Raw genomic sequence first — 12,830 nt, forward strand, 5'->3', positions numbered from 1 at the left:
GGCGGCGGGCGGCGGTCACGCAAAATGGAGGACATGCATGTGCGAACCAAGGTGGCGGCTGTCCTGTTGGCGACGACGATGGCGGTGACGCTCGCGGCCTGCGGCGACAATGCGTCGGAGAACGCCGACAACGCGCAGACTGTGGCTCCGGCGGTGGCGGCCGAGTCGCCCGCGACTCCAGCGTCGCCTGCGGGTGTGAACGTCCCCCAGGTCGCAGGCATCGCGATCGCTCAGGTCGGTTCGACCACGGCGGTCCTGAACGCCGACGGCCGGTCGGTCACGTTGCACGTCCAGCCGGGTGCGATGGACACCCCGCCGCCCAAGACGGTGTCGCTGCCGGTGTCCGGTCTCGTCGACCTGATCGCCGCGGACGGCGCGTTCCTCGCAGTCGGGCCCGACGGTCTGATCGAGATCGCACCCAACGGCGCCTTCACCATCCGCCGCGATTCGATCGACTCCCCCCTGTCCGTCGCGGTGAAGGGAGACCAGACTCTGGTCGGCACGGCCAAGGGCACCTTGTTGGTCTACCCGGCCGACCCACATGCGTCGCCTCGAACGATCGGCGGATTCGTGCGTGTCGACCGCATCCTCGTCGCGCCGGACACCGCCGACGGCGTCGACGGCCAGGTGTCCGTGCTCGATCGGGCTCAATCGGCGATCCTGCCGGTCGACATCGAGACGGGCGAGCACAAGGCTGCGCTGCGTGCGGGCAACGGTGCGACGAACGCCGTCGTCGATCGGTTCGGTCGAATCATGGCGACCGGAACTCGCGACGACGAGATCTACGCCTACTACGGCGCGCCGATCGTGATGCGTCTGCGTCGGCCGGTGTCGCCGAGCCCGTACGCCCTCGCCTACGACGAGAAGCGTGACCTGCTGTGGGTGTCGTCCACGGGCGTCAATGAGGCCGTCGCCTACGACCTGTCGCGCGGTGACGGCAAGGAACGCGCCCGCATCGCGACCGTCGGTCAGGTGTCGGCGATGACCGTCGATCCGGCGAACGGCGGGCTCCTGCTCGTCTCGGCGCGTGGTGACGGTCTCCAGTTCGTGCCCGCCACCGCGACGACCCCCTGACGCACACGCGCCGTAGCGCTTCACCGTCCCCGCATAACCAGCCAGGAGAAGGCGACATCATGCTGAGCACCGTCAATCGACTGATCTACCCCGCCTTGCTGAAGGTGATGTTCCTCGTTCAGCCCGAACGAATTCACACAGTGATTCACCGCGCGATCAGCGTTGCGGGTCGCACACCGGTCGTGCGTTCGCTCCTGGCGAAGGTGTTCGCGCCGAAGGACCCGATTCTCCGAAGCACCGTCTTCGGTGTCGACTTCCCCGCTCCGATCGGCCTGGCCGCAGGTTTCGACAAGACCGCGTCGTGCGTCAATGCCTGGGGGCAGCTCGGCTTCGGGTACGCCGAGATCGGCACGATCACCGGGCAGGCTCAACCGGGCAACCCGGCTCCACGCCTGTTCCGGCTGCCCGCCGATCGTGCCCTGATCAATCGGATGGGCTTCAACAATCCCGGTGCCGACGCGGCCGCTGTGAAGCTCCGCGAAGCACGGCCCGGCCCGGTGCGCGCACCGATCGGCGCCAACATCGGGAAGACCAAAGTGGTGCCCCTCGACGGCGCCGTCGACGACTACCGCGTGTCGGCCCGCCTGCTCGCACCCCTCGCCGACTTCGTCGTCGTGAACGTGAGCTCGCCAAACACCCCCGGACTTCGCGATCTGCAGGCCGTCGAGTCCCTGCGGCCGGTCCTGGCGGCAGTTCTCGACGAAGCGACGGTTCCCGTCCTGGTGAAGATCGCTCCGGATCTGTCCGACGACGACGTCGACGCGGTGGCCGACCTCGCCGTGGAACTCGGTCTGGCCGGGATCGTCGCGACCAATACGACCATCGGCCGGGCCGGCCTGCAGACGCCGACCTCGGACGTCGACGCGATCGGCGCAGGCGGCCTCTCGGGACCTCCTGTCGCCGACCGCTCGCTCGAGGTCCTGCGTCGGCTGTACGGCCGTGTCGGCGGCAAGGTGTCGTTGATCAGCGTCGGTGGGATCGAGACAGTCGATCAGGCGTGGGAGCGCATCATCGCGGGCGCCGATCTGCTGCAGGTGTACACCGGGTTCATCTACGGCGGCCCGGTGTGGCTCAAGGAACTGAACGACGGCATTGCGGCTCGCCTCCGTTCAGGCGGGTTCTCCACCCTCTCCGAAGCCGTCGGCTCCCGCCTTACTCCCTGACCGACCGCATCCCGCTCCTTGCGCGAACGCATCCCCTGCTCCTTGCAGCGAACGCTTCCCCTGCTCCTTGAGCGAACGAAGTGAGTCGAAAGGTCCCTCGCCGACCCACGAATGCGTGATCGACCAGACGCTTCGACTCACTTCGTGGATCTTGAGCGAGCCTGCGAGACGAAAGGCGCTCAACGAGCCAGTAGGACGTCCTCGTTCGCTCAACGAGCAGTAGGAAGTGCGTCGCTCGTTCGCTCGACGTCGCGGTTCTGCGGGAAGAACACGCCCCACCTGCTCTTTGAGCGAGCTTGCGAGTCGAAAGGTCCCGTGCCCCTGATCGCCAGATCCAGGTCTGCGTAATCGGTGGCACGCTTCGACTCGCAAGCTCGCTCAAACGAGCAGTGGTCCGCAACGAGCAGTAAGGCTGCGGCGGGGCAGGTTACTCCTCGCCGGGCAGTTCGAACACGCCGGTGAGGGTTCCACGGGCGATCGCGCGCGAGAACAGGTTGAAGCCGAGGAAGGCGGGCGAAGCGCCGTCCGGAAGGCCGAGCGACTCAACGTCGACGGCATGCACCACGAAGAAGTAACGATGCGGTCCGTGTCCGGGAGGCGGACCTGCTCCGACGAACTGAGCCAGGCCCGCGTCGTTGCGCAGCGTGACCGCCGACGCCGGCAGGTCGGCCGAGCCCGGAGATCCCGCATTGGTCGGCAACGACGTCACGGTCGCCGGAATGTCGGCGACCGCCCAGTGCCAGAAACCGGATGCGGTGGGAGCGTCCGGATCGAAGCAGGTCACGACAAAACTCTTGGTCTCCGCCGGAAAGCCCGACCAGCTCAGTTGCGGTGAGACGTCCTCGCCTCCCGCGCCGAAGATCGCGGACGCCTGTGGCGTCGGAAGCGTGTCGCCATCGGTGAAGTCCGTCGACGTCACGGAGATCTCCGGCAGCGTCGGAAGCACCGAGTACGGGTCGAATGCGGTCACTATCGTCTCCTTCTCACCCACGTCAGCTGTGACGCAGGAAATGCTCAAGAACCTTGGTGCCGAACAGGATCGACTCTACCGGCACGCGTTCGTCGACTCCGTGGAACAACGCCGCGAAGTCGAGGTCCGGAGGAAGCTGCAACGGCGCGAACCCGAAGCACCGGATGCCGAGCTTCGCGAACGCCTTCGCGTCGGTGCCGCCCGACAGCATGTACGGCACCGTGCGTCCGTCGGCGTCGTGCGCGACGACGGCGTCGTTCATCGCGTCGACGAGATGCCCGTCGAACGTCGTCTCGTACGCGTCGAGATGAGTGATCCACTCCCGCTTGACGTTCGGCCCGATGAGTTCGTCGATGGTGGCCTCGAACTCCTTCTGCCTGCCCGGGAGCACACGGCAGTCGATGACGGCCTCCGCCTGCTGCGGGATCACGTTGGCCTTGTAGCCGGCCGACAGCATCGTCGGGTTGGCGGTGTCGCGCAGGGTGGCACCGATGATGCGAGCAAGGTTCCCGATCTTGAACAGCGCCGTCTCCAGATCGGGCGTCTCCGGGCTGAAATCGAGGCCGGTCTCCTCCGACAGCGCTTTCAGGAACTCAGACACCGACTCGGTCATCACGAGCGGGAACTGGTGGGCGCCGATGCGCGCGACGGCGGACGCAATCTCGGTGACGGCGTTGTCCGAGTGCAGGAACGAACCGTGGCCCGCGGTCGCATCACACGTCAGGCGCATCCATGACAGGCCCTTCTCGGCCGTCTCGACGAGGTACAGCCGACGAACGGTTCCGTCGGGACGATCCACGGTCAGCGAGAAGCCGCCCACCTCGCCGACTGCCTCAGTGATTCCGTCGAACAGGTCGGGTCGGTTCTCGACGAGCCAATGCGACCCCCAGGTTCCGCCCGCCTCCTCGTCCGCGAGGAACGCGAACACGATGTCACGGGGCGGCACGGTGCCGTCTCGTTTGAGCTGGCGAGCCAGTGCCAGGACCATGCCGGCCATGTCCTTCATGTCGACGGCGCCGCGTCCCCAGACGTAGCCGTCGCGGATCGCGCCGGAGAACGGGTGGACACTCCAGTCCTCGGCCTGGGCGGGGACCACGTCGAGGTGGACGTGGACGAGCAGTGCTCCGCGACTCGAGTCGGCGCCTGCGAGCCGCGCGAAGACGTTCCCACGACCAGGCATGCCCGACTCGATGTACTCGGTCTCGTAGCCCACCTCCTGGAGTTGCTGCTCCACCCAGCGGGCGCATTCGGCTTCGCCGACGGTCGTCTCCGGCACTCCCGTGTTCGACGTGTCGAACTGGATGAGGCGGCTGACGAGATCGACTACTTCTTCGGTTGCTTGAGGGGTCGTCACACCCCCATTACTAGGGGATTTGGGATCTCACGGCAACCTTGGTTATGGTTATGCGGCGCAAGCGAAAGCAAGCGCGACAATTTCATACCTGAACGAGTCCGAGTGGCGGAATGGCAGACGCGCTAGCTTGAGGTGCTAGTGTCCTATTAACGGACGTGGGGGTTCAAGTCCCCCCTCGGACACTCTTCAACGACACAGGCCCTTCATCTCACGATGAAGGGCCTGTGTCGTTCATGTCGCACCTCACCGAACGCGGCGGAGACCGACTTCGTCGCAGGAGACACGCGGTGGCAGGCTTCGGTTCAAAGATGCTGGGGACAGCGCAGGTTGCCGGTTGAGCATTCCTCGTCCCGCGGGCATGTGGTCAAAGGATCTTTTGAATCCCGATCCCGAAGGGATCGAACGCCGGGAACGACCGCCGAACCACTCGCCGCGACCCTCACTGACAAACGCGGCCTTCAGGAAGGCCGCGATTGTCGACGAAGCGTCTGTCTGTGTCGAGGAAGTCCGCGTTTGCGGCGCGTGCACCCCTCGTTTTGTCAGAGTGCGGGGACGGAGACGGGGACGGGCATGTGCAGCGCCGCCTGCGCCTTGGTGGTCACGTCGAAGCGGATGGTGCGGATCGGCTTGAGCGAACGGAGATCGTCGGACATGCGTCCGTCGCCGAGAGTCAGGTCGACACCACGCGGGAGCGACGACGAACCGGTCGCGAGCACGTTCGTCTGGTTGAGCGTCGACTGCCACACGCCGTCGAGCAGGGTGTACGAGGTGAGGCTCGAGACGTTCGTCCCCGTGCTCGACGCCTTCTGGCGCGGCGTTCGCGCGGTGAATGCGACGTCTACTCCCCCGTCGGCGTTTGCGATGCGTGCGGTGGTGCGCGAGGCGTCGATGTCGACGTCGAGGTCGGTGACCCACTTCGGGAATCCGTAGCCGTCATGCCCTCGGACCTGCGCGATGTCGGTGTTGACCGGCAGCGACAGCACATAAGAGTGCAGGTGGTCGTCGACGAGCGCGGTGGTGAGGCCGAGCACGCCGGGCCCGCCGTGGCGCGCGGGGCGGACGGCCACGCCGACGGCGGCCTCGGTGTAGAAGTCGATGTCGCAGACGTCGTAGCGGAAGAACATGACCGACGCGATGCCGAGTCCGGGAAGCACCTCGAGCGGCTCGAGTTCGGCGGGAATGCGCTTGCGGATAGCCGAGGTCGGGGCGAGCATCGTCAGCCGCGCCGAGGACATCGCGTAGTAGAAGTTCGGGGTGTGAGTCGGACCGATGGGCGACTCGACGCGCGTCTTGCGGAGCCGACGGAAGAAGTCGACGGATTGCACGCGGGGGTCCTGCGACACCTCGTCGAGGTCGGTCTGCATGCGGTAGCGGTCGAACAGACCGCCCTCCGGGACGGCGACCACACGTTGTCCTAGCTCGACGTCGACGGTCTTCTGGGCGGTGGCCGGCATGGGTAGCTCCTCACGAGACGATCTATGTTTGCACTGCTAACACAGAGAGTAGGACTCAATGTAAACAGTGTCAACACTGATCGCCTCGCGAGGATTCACGACACCTCGCCCGTCCAGGCGGAAGCCGATGTCAGTCGAGGATGCCCGGAAGCGTGGCGACACGAACCACGCTCTCCAGCACGTGGTCGGCCCCATTCCCTTCGAGCACTGCAGCAGGAGTCTGACCGGTCAGCACTCCAACAGAGATCGCGCCAGCGTTGTTGGCGGCCTGGACGTCGACTGCGGTGTCGCCTGCCGCGAGGACCGCAGACACGTCCACGACGCCGGTCGCTTCCATCGCGCGGAAGATCATGTACGGCGCAGGGCGTCCGGCGGGCACGTCGTCGGTCGTGATGACGGCATCGAGCACAACACCGTCACCCCGACCCTGCGACCACCCGAGCGACGCCAGCAGCGGATTGACCACAGCACGGTCGAAACCGGTGGTCAGAGCGACTTTCACGCCCGCGCCACGCAGTCGGGAGATGAGTTCTTCAACTCCCGCGATCGGCCGTGGCGGGTCAGCGCGGTAGCGCTCGGCAAGAAGCTCCTGGAAACGGGCGAAGGCGCCGAGCGCCTCGTCCCGTCCGATGGTGACGCCTCCCAGACGGGCGAGGTTCTCGATGGCGGTCACCTTGTCGGTGCCCATCCAATGCGAGAGGTTCGCATCGGACACGGTTGCGCCCAGTTCGGTGACACACGTGCGAAGCGCTTCGTACACGGCGCCGCCGTCGTCGACCGTGGTGCCTGCGATGTCGAATGCGGCGAGTTCAATCATGGGGTGGAGGTCTCCTCGTCGGACGCCCGGCGTCATGCCAGGCGGATGTGACTTCTGCCGCCGGCGGCGGTCAGACGATTGGTGATGCTGATGGCGCATTGCCCCGGCACGTAGCGGTCTTCGGCGAACTCGATGACCCGGCCGGTCGAGTCCTCGGTGGTGCGGCGCACTCGGAGCATCGGCGCGCCGGGGGCCATCCCCAGGTACTGGACGTCGTCGTCGGCGGCGGCCACCGCGTCCACCTCGTGGTTGGAGCTGTACAGGTCGATGCCTCGGTCGAGCATGAAGCGATTGATCGACCCCGAGTCGGGGTCGAACTCCATCAGGGTTCGGCCCACGTCCCAGATGAACGACATCCGTTCGAGCACCGCGGGCTCGTCGTCCAAATAGCGCGCACGGACGATGGTGAGCACCGGGTCGCCTGCCGCGACGCCGAGACGCCGCGCGAGCTCAGCGTCGGCGTCATGCCTCGATTGAAGGATCGTCCGCTGCCCTGCGGTCCGCCCAGCATCCGCCGCCCACGCCGTCAGCGAACCGAGCGCACTCGCAGCATGCAGCGGAACGCCGGTGCGAACGAGCGGCGGACGCCCCTGTCCGCCGACGAGCAGTCCCTCGACGCGGAGCGTGGCCAGCGCTTGACGAACCGGCCCCCGGGAGACTCCGAACTCGTCGCACAATGCGGATTCACTCGGCGCACGCACACCCTCGGGCCACTGACCTGTGGCGATGCGCGCACGGAACTCGTCCGCGAGTCGTTGATGAATGGGTGCCGACATGCCGCTGAGTATACAAGTCAAACGCCATTCGTCTGATCCAGCGAATGAACGAACGATGAACGATCAAGACCATATGAAACAGTCGGTGAACTGATTCAGAACTTGTACATACAACTGCGTCCAGCGGTTGCGGAGACTTGCGTCCAGCGGTGAACTCCTCGGCGTGAGCAACAACGAATGCGACGTACTCGTCGTAGGAGCGGGCATCGTCGGCCTCGGCCATGCACTGGCCGCAGCCGACGCCGGGAACAGCGTCATCGTGATCGACCGCGACCGTCGCCCGGTCGGCGCCTCGGTCCGCAACTTCGGGCACATCTGTGTGACCGGGCAGACAGGCGAACTACGCGATCTGGGCGTGGGCAGCCGGGAACGCTGGCTGAACCTCGCCACCAGGGCGGGAGTTCCGGTCCGGACGCAGGCCGGTCTCGGCATGGCCCGCGCAGCTGACGAGATGGCGGTGCTCGACGAGCTCGCGTCCACACGCGACAGCGTGTCACCGATCGACGCGAACACGACTCGCGAAGCCCTGGGCGGAGCGAGTGCGGACGACGTGGTCGGTGGAGCCCTCCTCCTCGACGACCTCCGGGTGGACCCGCGCACCGCAGCGCCCACCATCGCAGAGTGGCTGTCCGCCCGCGACGACGTCGACTTCCTCTGGAACACCTCGTACCTCGGCATCGACGACGCGACCGACGGCGACGTCCTCATCCGCACCTCCCGCGGCCAGATACGCGCCGCACGGGTTTTCGTGTGCGTGGGGCACGACCTGGACTACACCGCGCCGGAGGTCGCCGAGGAGCACGACGTGCACCGTTGCGGACTGTCGATGCTGCAGGTGGCAGACCCCGGCTTCCGTGTGAACTCCGCCGTCCTGACCGCGACGTCGTTCCTACGCTATGGCGCTTTCGCCGAGACGACGGCCGTCCGAGCACTCGCCACGCGGATCGACGACGACCGACCCGACCTGCGAGCCGCCGACACGAACATCATGTTTACCCAGCGACCCGACGGATCGCTCCTCATCGGCGACTCCCATCATCTCGACCGCACCCTCGACCCGTTCCTCGACGAGCGGGTCGCCGACCTCATCGTCCACGAGGTCGAGACGATCCTCGGCACCGATCTCACAGTCATCGGCCGCTGGCAGGGCGTCTACGCGTCCCGCCCCGGCGGCCCGTACCTGACCGCAGAACTTGCGCCAAGCGTGCGTGCCTGCTCGGTCACCACCGGCGTCGGCATGACTGTCGGGCTCGAACTCGCAGCCCGGCACGTCGCAGGCGAACTCGTCTGACCCCTTATCCCCCGCACAACCCACTCCACAGCACCTCGAAGGACTCCCATGAAGCGTTATTTGAAGGCCGCGACCGTCGCGGTCGCCGCAGTCTCCCTCGCATCCGTCGCGGCCTGCGGCGGCACCGGCGGCAGCTCGGATGATCCGAACACCGTCACCCTGTACAGCGCCGACGGCCTGGCCGACTGGTACACCCCGCAGTTCAAGGCGTTCGAAGCCAAGACCGGCATCAAGGTCAACTACGTCGAGGGCGGATCGGGTGAGGTCGTCTCCCGCGCCGACAAGGAGAAGTCGAACCCGCAGATGGACGTGCTGGTGACCCTTCCCCCGTTCATCCAGCAGGCCGACAAGAAGGGTGTCATCGGCGAGACCACACCCGCAGGCGTCGACAAGCTGCCCGCCACCGCCAAGGCCGCCAACGGCCACTACGTGTCGCTCGCGAACAACTACTTCACGATGATCCGCGGCACCGCCGTCGATCCGAAGCCCGAGTCGTGGAACGATCTCCTCGATCCGCGTTTCAAGCAGCGTCTCCAGTACTCGACACCCGGACAGGCGGGCGACGGCACCGCGCTGCTCCTCCTGGTCCAGCACGTGTTCGGCGAGCAGCAGGGCTTGGACTTCCTCGCTGAGCTCCAGGCCAACAACGTCGGCCCGTCGGCGTCCACCGGAAAGCTGGGGCCGAAGGTCAGCACCGGCGAGCTGTCCGTGGCCAACAGTGACGTCCAGATGGCCCTCGCGGCGATCGCCAACGACAAGATGGCCTACGAGACGTTCGCGCCCAAGGGCCCGGACGGCAAGCGCACCACCCTGGCTCTCCCCTACTTCATGGGCAAGGCCGCGAAGGCGCCGCACGCAGACAACGCACAGAAGCTCATCGACTTCCTGATGTCGGTCGACGCCCAGAAGTCACTCGCAACCGACGCGTTCGGCATCTCCGCACGCACCGACGTCAACGCCACCGGCCCGAACGTCGACGCCATCACAAAGGCCCTCGCAGGCGTCGACGTCTGGTCCCCGGACTGGACCGATGTGAACAACCGCTTCGACGCACTGGTCGACGCCTACAACAAGGCGACCGGACAGTGAGAATGGAGACCGGACGCGCACGCCGGACCGCAGCGAGCACCGAAGCGAGTCATGCGACGACGGGTGCGGTTCCCGCCGTCCGAATGAGTTCGGTGTCCGTCGCCTACGGGAAGACGGTCGCACTGCAGGACTGCTCCTTCGAGGTCGCTCGTGGCGAGACGCTCGCCCTTCTCGGCCCGTCGGGCTCGGGGAAGTCGACGGCCCTCAAAGCGATCGCCGGGTTCGAGAACGTCGTCTCCGGACGAGTCGAGATCGACGGCCGGGACGTGACGGCGCTCCCACCGTCGGCCCGCGGTGTCGGATTCGTCGTCCAGCAGTACGCGCTGTTCCCGCACATGACGGTCCGGAAGAACGTAGCGTTCGGTCTCCAGGCTCGGCGTACCCCGCGCGCCGAGATCAAGCCGCGAGTGGACGAAGTCCTCCGCATGGTCGGCATGTTCTCCTACGCCGACCGTCTCCCCCGGGAACTGTCCGGCGGTCAGCAGCAGCGCGTGGCCATCGCGAGGGCCCTGGCCGGACGCCCCGATCTGCTTCTGCTCGACGAGCCGCTGTCGGCCCTGGACACCCGTCTTCGACAGGACATGCTGATCGAGTTGCAGCAACTGCGCCGAGACCTGCCTGACGTGGCGATCGTGCACGTCACTCACGATCAAGCGGAGGCGCTCGCTCTCGCCGACCGGATCGCCCTGATGCGCAACGCGAGGCTCGAGTCGATCGACACCGCCGACCGCCTCTTCCATCGCCCGCCGAGCGAGTTCGCGGCGACGTTCCTCGGTGGCGCCGACATCCTCCCGGTGCGCGCGACCACGGACATCGCCGCCGGCGAGATCGGAGTACTCGATCACGGAGGTCTGCCCGTGCGCGCCCGCAGTGTCGACGGGGTGGCGGCGGACCGCCATGTCGCGCTCGCCGTCCGTCCGTGGGCCTGGCGCTTCACCAGTGTGCCGCCAGAGAACGGTTTCGAGGTCGAAGTCGACGACGTCCAGTGGCGTGGGTCCACGCGACACGTCCGTGTCCGGATCGTGGCCACCGACCAGCGACTCGGCGTTGACGTGCCCGTTCTCGACCGTGCTCCCGAACCCGGTGAACGCCTGTTCGTCGACGTCGCGCCACACGACGTCCACATGGTTCCGGCAGACAAGAGCGCGTGATGAGCACCGCTGTCGCACCCTCCAGGAGCGCGGTGGTCAGAACCGCTGCACCTCGCCTCGCTCTCGCCCGTGTCGGGCGGATCGCCGTGCTCGTCGGACCACTCGTGGTGTTGATCGCGAGCCTCGGGTACCCGCTGGCACTGGCCGTCTCCCGATCGTTCACCGACCGCGACGACAATTATGTCGGCACGCAGACCTGGTCGAACGCCCTCGCGGACGGCGCCGTGCAGAAGGCGTTCGTACGGACCCTTGAGATCGCGGCGCTGTCCACCGTCGGCTGCGTGATCGTCGGAACCTTCGTCGCGTTTGTGCTCGCCTTCATCCCGTTCGCCGGATCGCGGTTCGTGGTGCGGGTGATCGAGGCCGTGGTCTCCCTGCCGTCGTTCCTCATTCCGCTGGCGCTGGGAGTCCTGTTCGGGCCCGTCGGCGTCGTGTCGTCGAGCACCGGGCATCGGTTCACCTTCATGAGTTCGGTGATCGGCGTCGTCCTGGCGATGATCGCCTTCTACACCCCATTTGTCGTCCGGCCGTTGCTCGCGGCGTTCAGCCAGTTCCCGAGCGCGCAGATCGACGTTGCATCCTCGCTCGGCGCCGGCCCGCTGCGGATCGCGGCCCGAGTGATTCTGCCTGCGGTCTGGCCCGCGCTCGCTGCCGCTGCGTCACTCGTGTTTCTGCTGACGCTCAACGAATTCGGCATCGTCCTCTTCACCGGTGCAAAAGACGTCACGACCCTGCCCATGCTGATCTACACGACCTCCATCGTCGGTTCCGACTTCGCGACCGCTGCGGTGCTGGCGACCATTCAGCTCGCGCTCTCACTGAGCGCCTACCTGCTCTACCGGGCCGTCGTGCGCCGGTTCGACACGACGGGAGCCTGACCCATGCTCGTCCGCAGCCGCTCGTCCAGAGCGCTCATCTGGCTGATCTTCCTCCTCGTCGTCGGCGTGTTGATCGTCGCGCCGATCGCCGTCACCGCAATCACCGCGTTCGCCGACTCGTGGACGTCAGTCCTGCCGACTGCGTGGACCACGGCGCACGTATCCGACGTTCTGTCGGCCGAGAACGCCGAGAGCGTCGCCGTGTCAGTGCAGACCGCGATCATCGCGTCGGCGATCGCCGTCGCCGTCGGCACGTGGGCGGCGCTGGCCGTCCGCAAGGCCCCGCCACGCTTGCGGAGTCTGCTCGACGCCGCCTATCACCTTCCAGTCGCGGTCCCTTCGGTGGTGATCGGTCTTGCCGTCCTCATCGCCTTCTCACGGCCGCCGATCGTGTTGAACGGCACCGCGTCGATCGTGATTCTGGTCCAGGCCTTGCTGGTGCTGTCGTTCGCGTTCTCGATGGTGTCGGCCGCGGCGAAGTCGCTCGACCCTGCGCTCGACCAAGTAGCGGGCTCTCTCGGAGCATCCGGCGCCCGGATCTTGTTGCGCGTGACCCTTCCGCTGCTCGCCCCGGCCATCGCCGCCGCTGCCGGCCTCTCGTTGGCGCTGTGCATGGGCGAACTCGGAGCGACCATCATGGTCTACCCAGGTTCGTGGCGCACCCTCCCGGTGACGATCTTCACGCAATCCGACCGCGGTGAACTCTTCACCGCCGCGGCGAACACCTTGCTGTTGGTACTCGTGACCGTGGTGATCCTCGGTGTCCTCGGCCGGATTCGCTCCCGCGCCCAGGTCCGCTGACAGGAGGCCAGG

12 protein-coding genes and 1 tRNA gene are annotated in these 12,830 nt (G+C 66.7%); 8 read left to right on the plus strand and 5 right to left on the minus strand.

Annotation, left to right across the window (positions count from 1 at the left end; translation table 11 throughout):
• Nucleotides 1-33 precede the first annotated feature (33 nt).
• Both WFK36_RS08740 and WFK36_RS08745 read left to right on the plus strand, forming a co-directional pair.
• Nucleotides 34-1,074 (plus strand): YncE family protein, encoded by a 1,041-nt coding sequence (locus WFK36_RS08740; RefSeq protein WP_336791355.1) that lies wholly within the window; start codon nt 34-36, stop codon nt 1,072-1,074.
• 59 nt (nt 1,075-1,133) lie between these two features.
• On the plus strand, nt 1,134-2,237 hold the full coding sequence (locus tag WFK36_RS08745) for a quinone-dependent dihydroorotate dehydrogenase (protein ID WP_336791356.1): 1,104 nt from the start codon (nt 1,134-1,136) through the stop codon (nt 2,235-2,237).
• Nucleotides 2,238-2,664: 427 nt separating this feature from the next.
• Here WFK36_RS08745 and WFK36_RS08750 read toward each other — a convergent pair whose 3' ends face one another.
• Both WFK36_RS08750 and WFK36_RS08755 read right to left on the minus strand, forming a co-directional pair.
• Nucleotides 2,665-3,207, minus strand: a complete 543-nt coding sequence (locus WFK36_RS08750; RefSeq protein WP_336791357.1) for a YbhB/YbcL family Raf kinase inhibitor-like protein — start codon at nt 3,205-3,207, stop codon at nt 2,665-2,667.
• 22 nt (nt 3,208-3,229) lie between these two features.
• Nucleotides 3,230-4,561, minus strand: a complete 1,332-nt coding sequence (locus tag WFK36_RS08755; protein WP_336791358.1) for a M20/M25/M40 family metallo-hydrolase — start codon at nt 4,559-4,561, stop codon at nt 3,230-3,232.
• A gap of 96 nt (nt 4,562-4,657) precedes the next feature.
• Between WFK36_RS08755 and WFK36_RS08760 the strand changes: the two genes are divergently transcribed.
• Nucleotides 4,658-4,743, plus strand: a tRNA-Leu gene (locus WFK36_RS08760).
• A gap of 357 nt (nt 4,744-5,100) precedes the next feature.
• Here WFK36_RS08760 and WFK36_RS08765 read toward each other — a convergent pair.
• The 3 genes from WFK36_RS08765 to WFK36_RS08775 form a co-directional block, all read right to left on the minus strand.
• Complete coding sequence (locus tag WFK36_RS08765; RefSeq protein WP_336791359.1) at nt 5,101-6,015, minus strand: acetoacetate decarboxylase family protein; 915 nt, start codon at nt 6,013-6,015, stop codon at nt 5,101-5,103.
• 130 nt (nt 6,016-6,145) lie between these two features.
• Entirely contained in the window at nt 6,146-6,832 is a 687-nt protein-coding gene (locus tag WFK36_RS08770; RefSeq protein WP_008376175.1) for a phosphonatase-like hydrolase, read from the minus strand.
• Between the two features lie 32 nt (nt 6,833-6,864).
• Complete coding sequence (locus tag WFK36_RS08775) at nt 6,865-7,608, minus strand: GntR family transcriptional regulator (protein WP_008376174.1); 744 nt, start codon at nt 7,606-7,608, stop codon at nt 6,865-6,867.
• A 163-nt stretch (nt 7,609-7,771) separates the two neighbouring features.
• On the opposite strand from WFK36_RS08775, the gene WFK36_RS08780 reads away from it, so the two are divergent.
• From WFK36_RS08780 to WFK36_RS08800, 5 genes are read left to right on the plus strand one after another with little or no spacing between them, the layout of a single operon-like run.
• Nucleotides 7,772-8,899, plus strand: coding sequence for a TIGR03364 family FAD-dependent oxidoreductase (locus WFK36_RS08780; protein ID WP_336791360.1), 1,128 nt, complete (start codon nt 7,772-7,774; stop codon nt 8,897-8,899).
• A gap of 48 nt (nt 8,900-8,947) precedes the next feature.
• A complete protein-coding gene (locus tag WFK36_RS08785; RefSeq protein WP_336791361.1) occupies nt 8,948-9,988 on the plus strand; it encodes a 2-aminoethylphosphonate ABC transporter substrate-binding protein in 1,041 nt (346 codons plus the stop codon).
• Nucleotides 9,989-9,990: 2 nt separating this feature from the next.
• Nucleotides 9,991-11,139 carry an ABC transporter ATP-binding protein gene (locus WFK36_RS08790; protein WP_336791362.1) on the plus strand — a complete coding sequence of 383 codons (1,149 nt, stop codon included), beginning with the start codon at nt 9,991-9,993 and terminating at the stop codon, nt 11,137-11,139.
• Nucleotides 11,139-12,017 (plus strand): 2-aminoethylphosphonate ABC transporter permease subunit, encoded by an 879-nt coding sequence (locus tag WFK36_RS08795; protein ID WP_336791363.1) that lies wholly within the window; start codon nt 11,139-11,141, stop codon nt 12,015-12,017. The genes WFK36_RS08790 and WFK36_RS08795 overlap by 1 nt, the downstream gene beginning before the upstream one ends.
• 3 nt (nt 12,018-12,020) lie before the next feature.
• Complete coding sequence (locus WFK36_RS08800; RefSeq protein ID WP_336791364.1) at nt 12,021-12,818, plus strand: ABC transporter permease; 798 nt, start codon at nt 12,021-12,023, stop codon at nt 12,816-12,818.
• Nucleotides 12,819-12,830 lie beyond the last annotated feature (12 nt).

Origin of the sequence: Gordonia malaquae, from assembly GCF_037148075.1 — a bacterium.
GTDB classification, from domain to species: Bacteria; Actinomycetota; Actinomycetes; order Mycobacteriales; family Mycobacteriaceae; genus Gordonia; species Gordonia malaquae.